Source organism: Rhodovulum adriaticum (genome assembly GCF_004345735.1).
In the GTDB taxonomy this organism is placed as follows: Bacteria; Pseudomonadota; Alphaproteobacteria; order Rhodobacterales; family Rhodobacteraceae; genus Rhodovulum; species Rhodovulum adriaticum.
The window spans coordinates 152,747-169,970 of the sequence record NZ_SLXL01000002.1; the positions used below are offsets into that span (position 1 = coordinate 152,747).

The following is a 17,224-nucleotide window of genomic DNA, read 5'->3' on the forward strand; positions in this document are numbered from 1 at the left end:
GCCCCCGGGACTGACCTGTGAAGAAATAGTTGACGCAGCCCCGATTCCCAACCGGAAACTGAGAACAAGTGACGAACACCCGCCCCTGCGGCGCCCTGTCAGCCGATTGCCGCTTAACAATCGGGCGCGGCCTCTTATAGTCGCGGACACGAAGCCGCAACAGGAGGACGCGCCATGTTCAGTTGGGTCGAACTCTTCGGCAAGGTCTACCCTTATGTCGAGGAAATCCGCGCGCGCGAGGCCGCCGAATTCGCCGAGAAAGGCCAGATCGTGCTGATCGACGTACGCGCGGACCATGAAATCCGCCGCTTCGGCAAGTGCAAGGGCGCGATTCATATCCCCATGCACATGGTCCGCCATGCGGCGAACACCGCCAGCCCGCACCACCACCCGGCGCTGGACCCCGAAAAGACCTTTGCCCTCTATTGCGAGACTGGCAACGACGCCCTGGTCGCCGCGCGCATCATGCTGAAATCCGGTTACAAGGACGTCTATAACATGGGCGCCTTCCGCGAATGGATGAACGCCAAGCTGCCGCTGGAAAAATAGCGCCCGCGGGGTTGGGCCTGGCTCTGGACATCGGGGCCGTTCCGCGCCATGCCCGGCGCCATGGAAACCACACCGCGCCATAGCCTGCTAGAGGATATCCAGGGCCTGTTCGTCGGCACCCTGCTGGTCGCGCTGTCGGTGCAACTGCTGCAAAGCGCGGGACTGGTCACGGGCCAGATTGCCGGTCTGTCGCTGGTGACGGCCTATGCCAGCGGGATCGGCTTTGGCCCGGTGTTCTTTGCGTTCAATCTGCCCTTCTACTGGCTGGCACTGCGCCGCGTGGGGCTGGCCTTCACGCTGAAGACATTCGGGGCCGTGGCGTTGCTGTCGCTGTTCACCGAGTTGCTGCCAAACCTGTTGCGCATCGAGGCGATGCACCCGCTGGCCGGCGCGATCCTGGCCGGGGCAACCGCAGGCGCCGGGCTGCTGGCGCTGTTCCGTCACGGGGCGTCCCTGGGCGGCGTGGGTATCCTGGCATTCTGGTTGCAGGACACCCGCGGGATCAAGGCGGGCTGGGTGCAACTGGGATTCGACGCGGTGGTCTTTGCCCTGGCCTTTGCGGTGATCCCGCCAGTGACGGTGCTCTATTCGCTGATCGGCGCGGGCCTGCTGAACGTGATCATCGCCACCAATCACCGCCGCGACCGCTATATCGCGCGCTGAGGATCCCCATGCCGAAATCCTATCTTTTCCTGCTTGCTGCCATCCTGTGCGAAACCGTCGGCACATCCGCGCTGCAGGCCAGCCAGCAATTCACGCGCCTGCTGCCCAGCGTGATCGTGGTCGTCGGTTATGCGCTGTCCTTCTACTTTCTGTCCTTCGCGCTGCGCACCATCCCGGTGGGCGTGGCCTATGCGATCTGGTCGGGGCTGGGCATCGTTCTGATCGCGGCGATCGGCTGGGCGGTGTTCGGCCAGCGCATCGATCTGGCCGGGGCCGCGGGCATGGGAATGATCGTGGCCGGGATCGCGGTGATACACCTGTTTTCGAAAACCGGCGCGCACTGAGCATTCTCTCTGGCTTTTCGGGACGAAACCGCCTATCGGCAGGGCAACCCCAAAAAGGCAAAATGATATGGACCTTCGCAACATCGCGATCATCGCGCATGTGGACCACGGCAAGACAACGCTGGTGGACCAGCTTTTGAAACAATCGGGCGCCTTCCGCGAGAACCAGGCGGTGGCCGAGCGCGCGATGGACAGCAACGACCTGGAACGCGAGCGCGGGATCACGATCCTGGCCAAGGCGACATCGGTCGAATGGGACGGCCACCGGGTGAACATCGTCGACACCCCCGGCCACGCCGATTTCGGTGGCGAGGTGGAACGCATCCTGTCCATGGTCGATGGCGTGGTGCTGCTGGTGGACGCAGCCGAAGGCCCGATGCCCCAGACCAAGTTCGTAACCTCCAAGGCGCTGGCCCTGGGCCTGCGGCCTATCGTGGTTCTGAACAAGGTGGACAAGCCCGACGCCGAACCCGACCGCGCCCTGGACGAGGTGTTCGACCTTTTCGCCAACCTGGGCGCCACGGACGAACAGCTGGATTTCCCGCATATGTATGCCTCGGGCCGGTCGGGCTGGGCGGATGCCACGCTGGACGGGCCGCGCAAGGATCTGCACGCGCTCTTCGATCTGATCCTGGATCACGTGCCTGCCCCGCGGCAGTTGGCCCATGTGGACGAACCCTTCCGCATGCTGGCCACGACGCTGGGTGCGGACCCGTTCATCGGGCGCATCCTGACCGGCCGGATCGAAAGCGGCCGGGTGAAACCGGGCGACCAGGTCAAGGCGCTGTCGCGCACCGGCGACCTGATCGAAAACTTCCGCGTGACCAAGGTGCTGGCCTTCCGCGGCCTGGGCCAGCAGCCCATCGACGAGGGCGAGGCCGGCGATATCGTGACGCTGGCGGGCATGTCCAAGGCGACCGTGGCCGACACCCTGTGCGCACCGGCGGTGGATACCCCCCTGCCCGCCCAGCCGATCGACCCGCCGACCATCACCGTCACCTTCGGCATCAACGACAGCCCGCTGGCAGGCCGCGACGGCAAGAAGGTGCAATCGCGCGTGATCCGCGAGCGGCTGATGAAAGAGGCCGAATCGAACGTGGCAATCCGTGTCACCGACACCCCCGGCGGCGAGGCGTTCGAGGTCGCGGGCCGCGGCGAATTGCAGATGGGCGTGCTGATCGAAAACATGCGCCGCGAAGGGTTCGAGCTGTCGATTTCCCGCCCGCAAGTTTTGATGCGCGAAGAAGACGGCCAGAAGCTGGAGCCAATCGAGGAAGTCACCATCGACGTGGATGACGAATACTCGGGCGTCGTGATCGAGAAACTGACCGGCGCGCGCCGCGGCGAGATGGTCGAAATGCGACCCGCTGGCGCGGGCAAGACGCGGATCGTGGCCCATGTCCCCTCGCGCGGGCTGATCGGCTATCACGGTGAGTTCCTGACCGACACCCGCGGCAGCGGGGTGCTGAACCGCGTGTTCCACGAATGGGCCCCCTACAAGGGGTCGATCCCGGGCCGGCGCGCGGGTGTGCTGATCTCGATGGAGGATGGCACCTCGGTCGCCTACGCGCTGTGGAACCTCGAAGAGCGCGGTCGCCTGTTCATCGGCGCGCAGGCGCCCGTCTACCAGGGCATGATCATCGGCGAGCATTCGCGCGACAACGACCTGGAAGTGAACCCGCTGAAGGGCAAGAAGCTGACCAACGTGCGCGCCTCTGGCACTGACGACGCGGTGCGGCTGACCACGCCGGTGACGATGAGCCTGGAAGAGGCCATCGCCTATATCGACGACGACGAACTGGTCGAGGTCACGCCCAACGCGGTCCGCCTGCGCAAGCGGTTCCTGGATCCGCATGAACGCAAACGCGCGGCGCGGGCGGCGAGCTGACGATTTTTCAGTGAAAAATCGCGGGCCTGCGGCCCGGTTTGGGTATTTGGACCAAGAAGAAGACAGGCGCCCCGAACAGGGGGCGCCGTCACACTAACCTGTTATTTTTTGGGGCATGCGGCCATGGCTGCGCGCAGTCGGCAAGCGGATCGCGGGCGGGCCACCTTTCGGCTAGCCTTGGCACGGGCTATTCCGAGGTCTCGACGATCAGCAATTCGCGTTCCGAGGCGCCGCGGGCGTGATCTAGCGCCTGCTGGTATTCGGGCGAGTGATAACAGGCCTCTGCCGCCTCGACCGAGGGGAATTGCGCGACCACGTTGCGCGGCCGTTCCTTGCCCTCTAGCTGTACGAACCGGCCGCCGCGCGCGATAAAGCGGCCGCCGTGTGTCGCGATGGCCGGTCCCGCCAGTTCCGCGTAGCGGGCATAGGCCGCGGGATCGGTGACGGTTACATGGGCGATCCAAAGGGCTGGCATCGACCTACCCTTCCAGCGCCGCTTCGGCAGCCTTGATCGCCGCATCCGCATTCGTCGCGTCCTTGCCGCCGCCCTGGGCCATGTCGGGGCGCCCGCCGCCGCCCTTACCGCCCAGTTCGGCAACTGCGGCCTTGACCAGGTTCACCGCCGAGATGCGGTCGGTCAGATCCTCGGTCACGCCCGCGGCAACCGCCGCCTTGCCGCCCGCATCCGCGATCAGCAGCACCGCGCCCGAGCCCAGCCGCGCCTTGTGCTCGTCGATCAGGGGCGGCAGATCCTTGCCGGAAACCCCTGTCAGCACCTGCGCGAAGAAAGGTACGCCGCCGACCTCGCGCGCCTCGGGGGCCGCGCCGCCGGGACCGGCCAGCGCCAGGTCGCGGCGCAGGGTCGCGACCTCGTTCTCCAGGGCGCGCTTGTCCTCGACCAGCGCCTTGACCCGGGCCACGACATCCGCGGGGGCTGTGCGCAGCACCTCGGCCACCTGGTGCAGGCGGTTTTGCTGGGCGATCAGGTGATCCAGCGCGGCCTGCCCTGTCAGCGCCTCGACCCGGCGCACACCCGCGCTGGAGGCGCTGTCACCCAGCACCACGCACAACCCGATATCGCCGGTCTGTTTAACATGGGTGCCGCCGCACAGCTCGATCGACCAGGTCTTGCCGTCATGCCCCTTGCCCGTGGGCGCGCGGCCCATGGACACGACGCGCACCTCGTCGCCGTATTTCTCGCCGAACAGCGCCTGCGCACCGATGGCGCGGGCGTCGTCCGGGGTCATGATACGGGTTTCGACGGGGCTGTTCTGCCGGATGAAGGCGTTGACCTCGGTCTCTACCGTGGCCAGTTCATCGGCACTCAGCGCCTTGGCGTGGGAAAAGTCAAAGCGCAGCCGGTCCGGCGCGTTCAGCGACCCCTTTTGCGCGACATGATCGCCCAGGGTCTGGCGCAGCGCCTCGTGCAGCAGGTGGGTGGCCGAGTGGTTGGCCCGGATCGCGGCGCGACGGTTGTGATCCACCCGCAATTCTAGCGCATCGCCCACGCTCAGCGCGGCCTTTTCCGGCTGCACCTTGTGGGCAAAGAGGCCCCCGGACATCTTTTGCGTGTCCAGGATCATGCCGGCGCCCTCGGGCTTCAGATAGGTGCCGGTGTCGCCGACCTGGCCGCCGGATTCGCCGTAGAACGGGGTCTGGTTGACGATCATCCAGCCCTCGCCCCCCTCGGGGATCGCGTCGACCGCCGCGCCATCCACGACCAGCGCCATGACCTGGCCCTCGGCCACCTCGGTGTCGTAGCCCAGGAATTCGGTCGGGGCGATCTTCTCTGCGATCTCGAACCAGATACGGGCCTCTTTCGCCTCGCCCGAGCCGGACCAGGCGGCGCGGGCCTTGGCCTTCTGTTCGGCCATGGCGGCATCGAAGCCCGCCACATCCACGCTGCGGCCCTTTTCGCGCAGGGCATCCTGCGTCAGGTCCAGCGGGAAGCCGTAGGTGTCATACAGTTTGAACGCGGCCTCGCCCGGCAGCGGCGCACCCTCGGGCAGCTTGCCCAATTCGTCGTCCAGCAGTCGCAGACCCCGGTCCAGCGTCTGGATGAAGCGGGTTTCCTCCAGCTTCAGCGTCTCTTCGATCAGCGCTTGCGCACGGCCCAGTTCCGGATAGGCCGCGCCCATCTGGGTGACCAGCGCGGGCACCAGCCGGTGCATCAGCGGATCGTTCGCGCCCAGCAGGTGCGCGTGGCGCATCGCACGGCGCATGATCCGGCGCAGCACATAGCCGCGCCCCTCATTCCCCGGCATCACCCCGTCGGCAATCAGGAAGGAGGTCGAGCGCAGATGGTCCGCGATCACCCGGTGATGCACGTTGCCCTGCCCATCAGGTTCGGTCGAGGTGGCGTTGGCCGAGGCCTCGATCAACGCGCGCATCAGGTCGGTGTCGTAATTGTCATGCTTGCCCTGCAGCAGGGCGCCGATGCGTTCCAGTCCCATGCCGGTGTCGATGGACTGCGCGGCCAGGTCGCGGCGGGTGCCGTCCTCGAACTGCTCGTACTGCATGAAGACGAGGTTCCAGATCTCGATGAACCGGTCGCCGTCTTCCTCGGGGCTGCCCGGGGGACCGCCCCAGATGTGATCGCCGTGGTCATAAAAGATTTCCGTACACGGGCCGCAGGGGCCGGTATCGCCCATCTGCCAGAAATTATCGCTGGTCGGGATCCGGATTATCCGTTCGTCCGGCAGGCCGGCAACCTTTTTCCAGATCTCGGCGGCCTCGTCATCGGTGTGGTAAACCGTGACCAGCAGCTTGTCGGCCGGGATATCGAAATCGCGGGTCAGCAATTCCCAGGCAAAGGGGATCGCCTGTTCCTTGAAATAGTCGCCAAAGCTGAAATTGCCCAGCATTTCAAAGAAGGTATGGTGCCGCGCGGTATAACCGACATTGTCCAGGTCGTTATGCTTGCCCCCGGCGCGCACGCATTTTTGGCTGGTGGTGGCACGCTTGTAATCTCGGGTCTCGACCCCGGTAAAGAGGTTCTTGAACTGGACCATGCCCGAGTTGGCGAACATCAGGCTGGGGTCGTTACGCGGCACGAGCGGGGAACTGTCCACGACCTCGTGGCCGTTCCGTTCGAAATAGCTCAGGAAGGTCGAGCGGATTTCGTTCAGGCTGGGCATGTGCGGCTGACCTTTCGGACCTGTGGGGCGTTTGTCGCCCCGATGTATCGCCGCGCGCGGGGCCTGTCCATGCCCAAGAAAAAGGCCGGGCCAAAGGCCCGGCCGATCGGTCATCTGTCTTGCCTCAGGCCTCGACCAGGTCGTCGTCGGGGCCGCTGCCGAAATCCAGCCCATGCGCGGCGCGGATCTTGTCCTCGATCGCGTGCGCGATATCCGGGTTTTCGCGCAAGAAGGTCTTGGCGTTCTCGCGCCCCTGGCCGATGCGTTCGTCCCCGTAGGAATACCAGGCGCCGGACTTGTCCACGACGCCGGCCTTTACGCCCAGGTCGATCAATTCGCCGGTCTTGGAAATGCCCTCGCCGTACATGATGTCGAATTCCACCTGCTTGAACGGCGGCGCGACCTTGTTCTTGACGACCTTCACCCGGGTCGCATTGCCCACGACCTCGTCCCGGTCCTTGATCGCGCCGATGCGGCGGATGTCCAGCCGGACGGACGAATAGAATTTCAGCGCGTTGCCGCCCGTGGTGGTTTCGGGGCTGCCGAACATGACGCCGATCTTCATGCGGATCTGGTTGATGAAGATCACCATGCAGTTGGACCGCGAGATGGAACCGGTCAGCTTGCGCATGGCCTGGCTCATCAGGCGGGCCTGCACCCCGACCGAGCTGTCGCCCATGTCGCCCTCAAGCTCGGACTTGGGGGTCAGCGCGGCGACCGAGTCGACCACGACCATGCTGACGGCGCCGGACCGGACCAGCGTATCGGTGATCTCCAGCGCCTGTTCGCCGGTATCGGGTTGCGAAATCAGCAATTCGTCCAGGTCCACGCCCAGCTTGCGCGCGTATTGCGGGTCCAGCGCGTGTTCGGCATCCACAAAGGCGCAGACGCCCCCCTTTTTCTGTTCCTCGGCCACGCAATGCAGGGTCAGCGTGGTCTTGCCGGAACTTTCGGGGCCGTAGATCTCGATGATGCGGCCCTTGGGCAGCCCGCCGATCCCCAACGCGATGTCCAGCCCCAGAGAGCCGGTCGAGGTGGCCTCGATCTCTGCCACGGGGTTGTCGGCGCCCAGCTTCATGATGGAGCCTTTGCCGAATTGACGTTCGATCTGCGCCAGCGCGGAATCGAGCGCCTTCTGTTTGTCGGGATTACGCTTGTCTGCCATGTCGAGAAGGGTCGCTGAGGCCATGAGTTGCATCCTTATTCCACACCCAGTGCCGGGCGGCAATCGTTGCGCTTGTTCACTATGTGTTCCCACCGTTATGGGGTTAAAACGGGAACATTTCAACAGGTTTCTCCACAGCACCCTCGCAGAACAGGGTTAACGCCGTCTTACCGCGGCCCGGACCCGATCGCGCGCTGGACGGTGGCGGCCAGGCTGTCCAGCGAAAACGGTTTTTGCAGGAACTCCGCCCCCTCGATTCGCGCTCGCGCCTCGCCCGCGGCCTCCTCCGCATGGCCCGAGATGAACAGGACGGGCAGGCCCGGGCGACGGAACCGCACCTCGGCGGCCAGCGTGGGGCCGTCGATTTCCGGCATCACCATGTCGGTGATCAGCAGGTCGGGCTGCAGATCATCCTCTTCCAGCAGGTCCAGCGCATCCTGCCCGCAGGCAGCCTCTAACACGGTGTGGCCCTTCAGGCGCAGGGCGCGCGCGGCGAAGGCCCGCACCGGGGCCTCGTCCTCGACCAGCAGGACGACGCCGCCTGCGGCGGGCTCTTCGGGGGCGGGGGCGGCGGGCGCAGGTGGCGCGGCTGCCTCGCCCGCATGGGCGGGCAGGTAGATCGAAAAACAACTGCCCTCGCCGACGGCGCTTTCTGCGAAGATGAAACCGCCGGTCTGCTTGACGATCCCATAGGCGGTGGACAGGCCCAGCCCGGTCCCCTCTCCAGGGCGCTTGGTGGTAAAGAACGGCTCGAATATCTTGGGCAGCTTGTCGGGCGGTATGCCCGCCCCCTCATCCCGGACATGGATCACCGCATAGCGCCCCGGGGGCACCACAGCCTTGTCACGGCGCCAGGGCGCCGGCACGGTCAGCAACGCGCATTCGATCAGAATTTCGCCCCCCGCCGGCATCGCGTCGCGGGCATTGACGACAAGATTCATCACCACCTGTTCCAGTTGCCGCTTGTCGGCGCGCACCGGGGGCAGGCCGGGCGCGTGGCGCATGCGCAGCCGCACCTTGTCACCGACCAGCCGGTCCAGCAGGTGGCCCAGTTCGGCCAGAACATCGGGCAGGTCCAGCACCTGCGGGCGCAAGGTCTGCTTGCGCGAAAAGGCCAGCAGTTGCGCCACCAGGCTGGCGGCGCGGTTGGCGTTCTGGTGGATCTGAACAAGATCGCCATAATCGGGGTCACCGGCATCGTGGCGCAGCATCAACAGGTCGCAATGGCCCGAGATCGCCGTCAGCAGGTTGTTGAAATCATGCGCAACCCCACCGGCAAGCTGGCCGATCGCCTGCATCTTCTGGCTTTGGGCGAATTGCGCCTCCAGCGTCTTCATCTCGGTCACGTCGTCCAGGACCGCGACCAGCCCGCCCCCGCGATGCGGGGTCAGCGTGACCCGCAGATAGGTCTCGCAGGTGGGACGGGCGGCGCGCAGAACCTCTGCGGGATGAGCGGTTCGCCCCTCGGCGGCGGCGGCCAGCCAGTCGCGGACCGGCCGCCCCAATCCCTCCAGCAAGTCGCAGAGATTGCCGGCCTCGCCCGAGGCCAACCCCAACAGCGCCCGCGCCCGGGCGTTGGCCAGGTGGATCGCGCCATCCCGCCCCAGTTGCACCAGGGCCACCGGCAAAGCATCCAGCAGCGCGGTCACCGCGTCGGGCGCGCCCTGCGCGGCACTGTCCGGCGGCTCCGGAGGCAGCAGGTAGATTTCCTCGGTCTCGGGATCCACGGCCAAGCGCAGGATGCGGCGCAGAATCGGCCCCACCGGCGTGGCGATTTCGACGGTTATGTCGCAACCGGCGGGCAGGTCGCCCAGCCCCAGATCGGCCAGGGTGCGTGGCATCCGCGCGAACAGCGCCCGCGTTGCAGGGTTGGCCGACAGGACCATCCCGCCGCGCGTGACACGCAGCATGGGCAGGGCCGTTGGGGCGCCTTCGGCCTCCCCTCCCTCGAACCGCCACAGATAGGCACGCAGCGCCGCCCGGGTCACGGTCACCCGCACGGCCCCGGCAGGACCGTGAGCCAGACGCTGGGCCGCACTGTCGCGTGCCGCGTCGTCCAACAGGTCTGCCACCGCGCGCGCGGGATCCGCGAAGAGGGCGGTCAACCCGAACTGCAGCGGCTGGCCGCGGGCCAAAGGCCAGCGGTGGCGGGCCGCCCCCGTCGCCAGCAGCACCCGCCCGATCGGATCGGTGACGACCGCAGCCCCGGTTTCATCCGCGATCAGCCGCGCCATGGCCCGCTGCCCAAACGGCCCCCCGCGCCGAAACAGGGCCCAGGCGACCAGCGCCAGCGCGGCCAGCGCCCCGCCGGCCGACAGCAAGAGCAAGGCCATCGCGGGCCCCGGCGCCAGCATCGCCAACCCGCCCAACCCGCCAGCACCGCCCAGCAACCAGACGGGCGCGTCTGGCCGGGCAAGGGGATCGCGGGCAAGGACCGCAAAGGCAGGGGCGGGGCGGGACAAGGCAGACTCCGGTCGTGACGGGCAGGCGCAGTGTTCCCGACACACGTTAACCGTGGGTTAACATCCCCCACCCCGACGGCGCAGCACCGCGGCATAGAACCCGTCCCCGCCCTGCAGCGGGGTCAACCGGCGCTCGGCCTCCAGGTGCCAGCCGTCGTGACGGGCCAGGAACGCGGCCACCTGATCGCCATTCTCCGCCCGGATCAGGGAACAGGTCGCATAGCCCAGCGCACCGCCCGGCGCGACCAGCGGCGCGGCCCGGTCCAGGATTCCGGCCTGCACCTGTGTCAGGCGGGCCAGGTCCGCCGGTGTGGTCCGCCACTTGGCCTCGGGGCTGCGCCGCCATGCCCCCGACCCGGTACAGGGCACATCGCAAATGACAAGGTCATAAGGCGCCCCGGCAGCGGGATCCTGAACGCATGTCACCCGCGCCCCGGCCCGCGCCGCCCGCGCGGGCAGATCGCGCATCCGTGCGGGGGCCGCATCATGGGCGGCATAGGTCGCCCCGACCCGCGCCGCCAGCGCCAAGGTCTTGCCCCCGCCGCCGGCACAGTAATCCAGTACCTTGCCGCCCTCGGGCACGGGCATGATGTCGGCAACGGCCTGAGAGGCGGCATCCTGCACCTCGACCAGCCCCTTTGCAAAGGCCTGGCTGCCGCGCACGCGACGGGCACCTTCGGTGACCTCCAGTGCTGTGGGCGACAGCGGGTGGGGGCGCGTGGCGATTCCCTCTTCCGCCAGGGCCGCGCGCACCTGTGCAACGGTTGACCGCGCGGCGTTGATCCGCAGGAACACCGGCGCACGCAGCCGCAACGCCTGCATCACCGACAGAAAATCCGCGCCGAGGCTGTCGCGCAAGTCCGGGGCCAGGCCATCCGGGCAATCGCAGGCGACCAGTTCGGGCAGATCGGCGGGGGGCAGCCCGCCCCCCTGCTCGGACGCGGTCAGCGGCGCCGGGGCGTACCCCTCGCCGGTAAAAAGCGTCTGCGGATCCTCGCCCCGTGCGCGCAGCAATCCGATCATCATGCAGCGCCCGGTGTCCCCCCCACCCAAAGCCTCGACAGAGCGGCGACAGCGCAGCGCATCAAACACAAGATCACGGATGGCGGCCCGGTCGCCTGACCCGGCATAGCGGTTGGCCCGCGACCAGTTGGTCAACAACTGTTCTGCCGCGCCGCCGGCCAACCAGCCGTCCAGCAGGCCGATCGCCGCCGCGATGCGCGCCGCGGGGGTCATGCCGCACCCCTCAGAATGCGGTGCAAGCCAAAACCGGCCCCCGGCAAAACCGCCCGACCCGGCCCCGCAAATGTCAGGTGTCGCATCGCCCTGCCCTCCAACGGCGCGGGGCGCCTCAACTCATCCCCAACGCTTCCTTGTAGAGGGCGATCACCGCCTCCTGCTCGGCGATGTCGTCCTTGTCGCGCTTGCGCAGCGAGATGATCGAGCGCATCGCCTTGGTGTCGTAACCGCGGCCCTTGGCCTCGGCATAGACCTCCTTGATCTGCTCGGCGATGTCCTTCTTTTCCTGCTCCAGCCGCTCGATCCGCTCCACGAACTGGCGCAATTCACCGGCGGTGACCTTGTAGCTGTCCGGCGCGGCGGTCTCGTCGTCCTGCATCCTGCCCCTCCTGGTCTGGTGCCCGCCCGCCAGGCGCGGCGGGGGCGGCATCTGACCTAGCGCCCCGCCCGCGCGCCCGCAAGCCCCGCCTTGCGCGCCCTGCCCCGATCGACTAGGCCCCGGGAAACACCGCCACGGAGTGTACAATGGAAATGCTGATCTGGGCCGGTGCGGCCATCTCGCTGCTGGGGCTGGTATGGCTGGTCCGCTGTATCCTGCAAATCCTCGCCGCCCGCCGGGCCAACCTGGCAGAGGACGCCTTGCGCGCCCGCCTGCAAAGCGCTGTGACCCAGAACATGGCCGCCCTGGGGCTGTCGGCCCTGGGGCTGATGATGGTCGTGATCGGCATCATGCTGGGCTGAGCGGTCCCACCCGCCGAAACGGGCGGCGGTCGCGCCCTCAGACCGGCATGTTGTCGTACAGATCGTCCGAGTCGTCATCCTCAAGCTGCTTTTCCAGCTTCAGGATGTCCTCGGGCACCGGCATGCCCAGACCGCGCAGCTCGGCGATTTTCTCGCGCAGCTCTTCCCGCAGGACGTGGCGATCCTCTGGCCGTTTCTCGATCTCTTCCAGGATCAGCGCGATCCCTGCCTTGAGTTGTTCGAACGCCATCGCGCCCTCCCTTTCCATCGGCCTTTTTTCTAGCGGCGTGTGCCCGCCCCGCGATTGGGGCGGTCGGCAGCGGCAACAGGCGTTTCCGCCCATGGGCTGCCGGCCTTGGCGCGGCGGCTCAGGCCCTGATTGACTTGCGATACAACGGTTCCAGAGGACAGCAAGGCCTCAATCCGGGCGCGGATGGCCTCCCGGCTCTCTGCCGGCGCGGCATGTCCTCGACCTATCAGGCCGGAACGGGATCGGCTCGACTCCATCATGGCAGCGAATCCATACAGCACGCGTCAGCCGGCGCAATTGCGGCAAAATGGCGTGGCCGGCACGATATCCAGCCGGTCCTGCGCGATTTCCGCCCCACAACGCATGCAATAACCGTAGCTGCCATCCTCGATTCGCGCCAGCGCAGAGCGAATCTGCTGCACCTCGGCCAGGCCCGACTGGCCCATGCCCTCCAGCACCTCGTCTTCCTCGCGCTCGGTGGCCAATTCCTGCCAGTCGCGGGACTGGTGCGTGTCCAGTTCGTCGCCGATCGCTTGCAGCCGCGTATCCAGTTCCGACAGCCGCTTGAGAAGCTGTCGTTTCCTGTCTTCCACCGACGCCATTGCAGCCTCCATCCAGACGATCTGGCCAGACTTGCATGCGCGCGCTTGCGCCGCCTTGACCCACATCAACCCCCTGTAAACGTTGCCATTGCAACAAGCCTGGCTTTGCGCCTATCGTGGCATCGCCCGGTCGGCCCGACCGGGAGTGTTCCCATCCCAAACACGGACCCGTGATGACACCCGACACCGCCCTGCCGCCCATGGCGCACCTGACCGAGGATTTCGCCACCGGGCCGCAACCGGCCGCCGAAGAGCTGGCAGCCCTTGCCGCCGCCGGGTTCCGCACGGTGATCTGCAACCGCCCCGATGACGAGGTCCCCCCGGGCGAGCGCGCCGCCGACATGGCGGCGGCTGCCCGCGCCGCAGGGCTGGAATTCGCCCAGGCAATCGTGCCGCACGGCCCCATTCCCCACACCGCGCTGGAGGCCGAGAAAGGCGCCCTCACCCTGCCGGGGCCGCATTTCGCCTATTGCGCCGCAGGGGTGCGCGCCGCCCTGATCTGGGCCTTTGCCGAGGCCGGGCGCCGCCCCACCGGCGAAATCGTGGCCGCACTGTCCAATGCCGGGCTGCACATGCCCGGGCTGCGCCGCCAGATAGAGGCGCTGGCCGAACAAGGCTGACCCGCCCCCAACGCGCGCTTGCGACCCGCGCGCGGCTGGGGCAACAAGGGGCATGGCCAAACCCACCGCCACCTTTACCTGCACCGCCTGCGGCGCGCGTCACAAGAAATGGGCCGGCCAGTGCGAGGCCTGCGGCGCCTGGAACACCATCCAGGAAGAGGCGCCGCTTGCTGCCGGACCCTCAGCGAAAAGCCTTGGGGGGGCACGCGGGCGGATGATCCCGCTGGCAGACCTCGGCACGGCCGAACCCGAACCGCCCCGCGCCGCCAGCGGCTTGGCCGAACTCGACCGGGTGCTGGGCGGCGGGTTGGTCCCGGCCTCGGCGATCCTGGTTGGCGGCGACCCCGGCATCGGCAAGTCCACGCTGCTGTTGCAGGCGGCGGCCAGTTTCGCCCGCAAGGGGCTGAAATGCCTCTATATTTCTGGCGAAGAGGCCAGCGCCCAGGTGCGCATGCGCGCGCATCGGCTGGGGCTGGCTGATGCGCCGGTCAAGCTGGCCACCGAAACCAGCCTGCGCGACATCCTGACCACGCTGGATGCCGAACGCCCCGATTTGGCAATCATCGACTCGATCCAGACGATGTGGGCCGACACGGTGGACAGCGCCCCCGGCTCCGTGTCGCAGGTGCGCGCCGCCGCGCATGAACTGACCAGCTTTGCCAAGCGGCGCGGCAGCGCGGTCATGCTGGTGGGCCATGTCACCAAGGAGGGCCAGATCGCCGGCCCCCGCGTGGTGGAACACATGGTCGACACGGTGCTGTATTTCGAGGGCGAGCGCGGCCACCAGTTTCGCATCCTGCGCGCGGTCAAGAACCGCTTCGGCCCGGCCGACGAAATCGGCGTTTTCGAAATGACCGGCGCCGGGCTGGCCGAAGTTGCAAACCCCTCGGCGCTGTTCCTGTCCGAACGGGACAACCCCGCCCCCGGTGCCGCGGTCTTTGCCGGAATCGAGGGCACCCGCCCGGTTCTGACCGAAATCCAGGCCTTGGTCGCGCCCTCGCCCCTGGCCACGCCGCGGCGTACGGTGGTTGGGCTGGACGCCGGGCGGCTGGCCACCACCCTCGCCGTGCTTGAGGCCCGCTGCGGCATTCCCTTCGCGGGCTTCGATGTCTTCTTGAATGTGGCTGGCGGCATGAAGGTCACAGAACCCGCCGCCGACCTGGCGGTGGCCGCCGCCCTGCTCAGCGCGCGCGAAGATGCCGCGCTGCCCGCCGATTGCGTGGTTTTTGGGGAAATATCGCTGTCCGGCGCGCTTCGCCCTGTCGGACAGACCGAAAACCGGTTGAAAGAGGCCCGGAAACTTGGTTTTTCATCCGCGATCGCACCCGCGCGCAGCAAGCCGGGCGCGCCCGCGGGCATGACGGTCCGGCAAATCGCCGACCTGACCGCCTTTGTGGGTGAAATGTTCGGCGCCGGCTAGCAAACCCCGGAGGGACCAGCCATGGAAGGATTCACCGCCATCGACGGGATCGTGGCCGCGGTCATCGTGGTTTCGGGCATATTGGCCTATTCCCGCGGTTTCGTGCGCGAGGCCATGGCCATCCTGGGATGGATCGTCGCCGCGGTGGTCGCCTTCACCTTTGCCGCGCAGGCGGAACCGTTGATGCAGGAAATCCCGATGCTGGGCGATTTCCTGGCCGATTCCTGTCAGTTGTCGATCATCGCGGCCTTTGCGGCGGTGTTCGCGCTGGCGCTGGTGGTGATGTCGATCTTTACCCCGCTGATGTCGAGCATCGTGCAGGGCACGCTGCTGCGCGGGCTGGACCAGGGCGCGGGTTTCCTGTTCGGCGCGCTGCGCGGGCTGGCGCTGGTGGCGCTGGCCTTCTTTGTCTACGACACGGTGAACCCGACCCAGGACATCCCGATGGTCGATAATTCGCAATCGGCCGCCATCTTTGAACGGGTCACCGAGCGGATCCGCGAACAGGACCCGGACAAGGCCTGGGGCTGGCTGACGGGATACTACGAAAAGCTAGTGGGCCATTGCGACGCGCCCGAGTGACGGCACCCTCTTTGTGATCCTTTCGTGACAGCCCCGCCGCAAGGCACTAGAGAGGGGCCAAACCCGACAATCTGGATTCGGAGTGCCGCGGCCCATGCCCCAGATGCCCCTCGCCCATCCCTTTGACGATGACAAGCTGCGCGAAGAGTGCGGCGTATTCGGCGTAATCGGTGTGACCGATGCCGCCAATTTCGTGGCCCTCGGGCTGCACGCATTGCAACATCGCGGGCAAGAGGCCGGCGGCATCGTCAGCTACGATCCCGCGACCGGCTTCAACTCGGCCCGGCGCTTCGGCTATGTGCGCGACAACTTTACCAAGGCCAGCCTGATGGAAACCCTGCCCGGCCAGTTGGCCATCGGGCATGTGCGCTATTCGACTGCCGGGTCCAAGGGCCAGACCGCCATCCGCGACGTGCAGCCCTTCTTTGGCGAGTTTTCCATGGGGGGCGCGGCGCTGGCCCATAACGGCAACATCACCAATGCCGAGGCCCTGCGGCGCGAGTTGATCGACCACGGCTCGATCTTCCAAAGCTCATCCGACAGCGAATGCATCATTCACCTGATGGCGCGCTCCTTCCAGAAGACCATTCCCGAACGGATGAAGGACGCCCTGCGCCGGGTCGAGGGGGCCTTTTCCGTCGTGGCCATGACCCGCACCAAACTGATCGGCGTGCGCGACCCGCTGGGCGTGCGCCCGCTGGTGCTGGGCCGGGCGGGCGACGGCTGGGCGCTGAGTTCGGAAACCTGCGCGCTGGACATCATCGGCGCCGAGTTCGAGCGCGAGATCGAGCCGGGCGAGATGGTGGTCATCTCCGCCGAGAACGGGGTGGAAAGCTTTCGCCCCTTCCGCCAGGCCGCCTCGCGCTTCTGCATCTTCGAGCATGTCTATTTCTCGCGCCCCGATTCCATTCTGCATGGCCGCTCGGTCTATGAAACCCGCCGCCAGATCGGCGTGGAACTGGCCCGCGAGGCCCCGGTAGAGGCCGACCTGGTCTGCCCGGTGCCCGACAGCGGCACGCCTGCGGCGATCGGCTTTTCCCATGAAAGCGGCATTCCCTACGGCATGGGGATCATCCGCAACCAGTATGTCGGGCGCACCTTCATCGAACCGACCGAACAGATCCGCAACATGGGCGTCCGGCTGAAACTGAACGTCAACCGCGCCCTGATCGCGGGCAAGCGGGTGGTGCTGGTCGATGACAGCGTGGTGCGCGGCACCACCAGCCAGAAGATCCGCGAGATGATCCTGGATGCCGGCGCCAAGGAGGTGCATTTCCGCATCGCCAGCCCGCCCACCGCCTGGCCCTGTTTTTACGGGGTGGACACGCCCGAGCGGGAAAAGCTGCTGGCCAGCCGCATGTCCGAGGAAGAGATGCGCGACCACCTGGAGGTGGACTCGCTCAGCTTCATTTCGCTCGACGGCCTGTACCGCGCCGTGGGCGAGGCCGCAGGCCGCAACCCCGGCTGCCCGCAATACTGCGACGCCTGCTTCTCTGGCGATTACCCGGTGGCGCCCAGCGACATGATCGAAAAGGGATTCGCGCTGAAGGCGGCAGGCTGAT

The 17,224-nt window shown here is 67.1% G+C and carries 17 protein-coding genes; 9 read left to right on the top strand and 8 right to left on the bottom strand.

The genetic code is table 11. The annotated features are described in order from the left end of the window. Nucleotides 1-174 precede the first annotated feature (174 nt). From EV656_RS04155 to typA, 4 genes are all read left to right on the top strand, one after another. Nucleotides 175-549, top strand: coding sequence for a rhodanese-like domain-containing protein (locus tag EV656_RS04155; protein WP_132599818.1), 375 nt, complete (start codon nt 175-177; stop codon nt 547-549). A gap of 60 nt (nt 550-609) precedes the next feature. Beyond that, nucleotides 610-1,212 carry a YitT family protein gene (locus EV656_RS04160; protein WP_132599821.1) on the top strand — a complete coding sequence of 201 codons (603 nt, stop codon included), beginning with the start codon at nt 610-612 and terminating at the stop codon, nt 1,210-1,212. A gap of 8 nt (nt 1,213-1,220) precedes the next feature. Further along, on the top strand, nt 1,221-1,556 hold the full coding sequence (locus EV656_RS04165; RefSeq protein ID WP_132599824.1) for a DMT family transporter: 336 nt from the start codon (nt 1,221-1,223) through the stop codon (nt 1,554-1,556). Nucleotides 1,557-1,623: 67 nt separating this feature from the next. Continuing rightward, entirely contained in the window at nt 1,624-3,444 is a 1,821-nt protein-coding gene (typA, locus tag EV656_RS04170; protein ID WP_132599827.1) for a translational GTPase TypA, read from the top strand. Nucleotides 3,445-3,631: 187 nt separating this feature from the next. On the opposite strand, the gene EV656_RS04175 is transcribed toward typA, so the two are convergent. From EV656_RS04175 to EV656_RS04200, 6 genes are all read right to left on the bottom strand, one after another. Beyond that, nucleotides 3,632-3,919, bottom strand: a complete 288-nt coding sequence (locus EV656_RS04175) for a DUF1330 domain-containing protein (protein WP_132599830.1) — start codon at nt 3,917-3,919, stop codon at nt 3,632-3,634. A gap of 4 nt (nt 3,920-3,923) precedes the next feature. Next, complete coding sequence (alaS, locus tag EV656_RS04180; protein ID WP_132599833.1) at nt 3,924-6,581, bottom strand: alanine--tRNA ligase; 2,658 nt, start codon at nt 6,579-6,581, stop codon at nt 3,924-3,926. Between the two features lie 124 nt (nt 6,582-6,705). After that, entirely contained in the window at nt 6,706-7,770 is a 1,065-nt protein-coding gene (gene recA / locus EV656_RS04185; RefSeq protein ID WP_132599837.1) for a recombinase RecA, read from the bottom strand. 143 nt (nt 7,771-7,913) lie between these two features. After that, complete coding sequence (locus EV656_RS04190) at nt 7,914-10,208, bottom strand: hybrid sensor histidine kinase/response regulator (protein WP_242469045.1); 2,295 nt, start codon at nt 10,206-10,208, stop codon at nt 7,914-7,916. A 57-nt stretch (nt 10,209-10,265) separates the two neighbouring features. Further along, nucleotides 10,266-11,444 carry an RsmB/NOP family class I SAM-dependent RNA methyltransferase gene (locus EV656_RS04195; protein ID WP_132599839.1) on the bottom strand — a complete coding sequence of 393 codons (1,179 nt, stop codon included), beginning with the start codon at nt 11,442-11,444 and terminating at the stop codon, nt 10,266-10,268. A gap of 115 nt (nt 11,445-11,559) precedes the next feature. Next, nucleotides 11,560-11,826, bottom strand: a complete 267-nt coding sequence (locus tag EV656_RS04200; RefSeq protein WP_132599842.1) for a DUF2312 domain-containing protein — start codon at nt 11,824-11,826, stop codon at nt 11,560-11,562. 146 nt (nt 11,827-11,972) lie between these two features. On the opposite strand from EV656_RS04200, the gene EV656_RS04205 reads away from it, so the two are divergent. Beyond that, nucleotides 11,973-12,188: a hypothetical protein gene (locus EV656_RS04205; RefSeq protein WP_132599845.1), complete on the top strand. Its 216-nt coding sequence runs from the start codon at nt 11,973-11,975 to the stop codon at nt 12,186-12,188. A gap of 37 nt (nt 12,189-12,225) precedes the next feature. On the opposite strand, the gene EV656_RS04210 is transcribed toward EV656_RS04205, so the two are convergent. Together EV656_RS04210 and EV656_RS04215 are read right to left on the bottom strand one after the other, a co-directional pair. Then, nucleotides 12,226-12,456, bottom strand: coding sequence for a hypothetical protein (locus EV656_RS04210; protein WP_243695672.1), 231 nt, complete (start codon nt 12,454-12,456; stop codon nt 12,226-12,228). A 266-nt stretch (nt 12,457-12,722) separates the two neighbouring features. Then, nucleotides 12,723-13,040, bottom strand: a complete 318-nt coding sequence (locus tag EV656_RS04215; protein ID WP_132599848.1) for a TraR/DksA family transcriptional regulator — start codon at nt 13,038-13,040, stop codon at nt 12,723-12,725. 173 nt (nt 13,041-13,213) lie between these two features. Here EV656_RS04215 and EV656_RS04220 point away from each other — a divergent pair, with 173 nt between their 5' ends. From EV656_RS04220 to purF, 4 genes are all read left to right on the top strand, one after another. Further along, a complete protein-coding gene (locus EV656_RS04220; protein ID WP_132599851.1) occupies nt 13,214-13,660 on the top strand; it encodes a TIGR01244 family sulfur transferase in 447 nt (148 codons plus the stop codon). A 52-nt stretch (nt 13,661-13,712) separates the two neighbouring features. Continuing rightward, nucleotides 13,713-15,080 (top strand): DNA repair protein RadA, encoded by a 1,368-nt coding sequence (gene radA / locus EV656_RS04225; protein WP_132599854.1) that lies wholly within the window; start codon nt 13,713-13,715, stop codon nt 15,078-15,080. Between the two features lie 21 nt (nt 15,081-15,101). Then, nucleotides 15,102-15,662 (top strand): CvpA family protein, encoded by a 561-nt coding sequence (locus EV656_RS04230; RefSeq protein WP_132599857.1) that lies wholly within the window; start codon nt 15,102-15,104, stop codon nt 15,660-15,662. 103 nt (nt 15,663-15,765) lie between these two features. Beyond that, nucleotides 15,766-17,223, top strand: coding sequence for an amidophosphoribosyltransferase (purF, locus tag EV656_RS04235; RefSeq protein ID WP_132600877.1), 1,458 nt, complete (start codon nt 15,766-15,768; stop codon nt 17,221-17,223). Nucleotide 17,224: the final 1 nt, after the last annotated feature.

Coding starts and splice junctions, on each gene's coding strand:
- EV656_RS04155 (WP_132599818.1), top strand. CDS start 175: ATGTTCAGTTGGGTCGAACTCTTCGGCAAGGTCTACCCTTATGTCGAG.
- EV656_RS04160 (WP_132599821.1), top strand. CDS start 610: ATGGAAACCACACCGCGCCATAGCCTGCTAGAGGATATCCAGGGCCTG.
- EV656_RS04165 (WP_132599824.1), top strand. CDS start 1,221: ATGCCGAAATCCTATCTTTTCCTGCTTGCTGCCATCCTGTGCGAAACC.
- typA (WP_132599827.1), top strand. CDS start 1,624: ATGGACCTTCGCAACATCGCGATCATCGCGCATGTGGACCACGGCAAG.
- EV656_RS04175 (WP_132599830.1), bottom strand. CDS start 3,919: ATGCCAGCCCTTTGGATCGCCCATGTAACCGTCACCGATCCCGCGGCC.
- alaS (WP_132599833.1), bottom strand. CDS start 6,581: ATGCCCAGCCTGAACGAAATCCGCTCGACCTTCCTGAGCTATTTCGAA.
- recA (WP_132599837.1), bottom strand. CDS start 7,770: ATGGCCTCAGCGACCCTTCTCGACATGGCAGACAAGCGTAATCCCGAC.
- EV656_RS04195 (WP_132599839.1), bottom strand. CDS start 11,444: ATGACCCCCGCGGCGCGCATCGCGGCGGCGATCGGCCTGCTGGACGGC.
- EV656_RS04200 (WP_132599842.1), bottom strand. CDS start 11,826: ATGCAGGACGACGAGACCGCCGCGCCGGACAGCTACAAGGTCACCGCC.
- EV656_RS04205 (WP_132599845.1), top strand. CDS start 11,973: ATGGAAATGCTGATCTGGGCCGGTGCGGCCATCTCGCTGCTGGGGCTG.
- EV656_RS04210 (WP_243695672.1), bottom strand. CDS start 12,456: ATGGAAAGGGAGGGCGCGATGGCGTTCGAACAACTCAAGGCAGGGATC.
- EV656_RS04215 (WP_132599848.1), bottom strand. CDS start 13,040: ATGGCGTCGGTGGAAGACAGGAAACGACAGCTTCTCAAGCGGCTGTCG.
- EV656_RS04220 (WP_132599851.1), top strand. CDS start 13,214: ATGACACCCGACACCGCCCTGCCGCCCATGGCGCACCTGACCGAGGAT.
- radA (WP_132599854.1), top strand. CDS start 13,713: ATGGCCAAACCCACCGCCACCTTTACCTGCACCGCCTGCGGCGCGCGT.
- EV656_RS04230 (WP_132599857.1), top strand. CDS start 15,102: ATGGAAGGATTCACCGCCATCGACGGGATCGTGGCCGCGGTCATCGTG.
- purF (WP_132600877.1), top strand. CDS start 15,766: ATGCCCCTCGCCCATCCCTTTGACGATGACAAGCTGCGCGAAGAGTGC.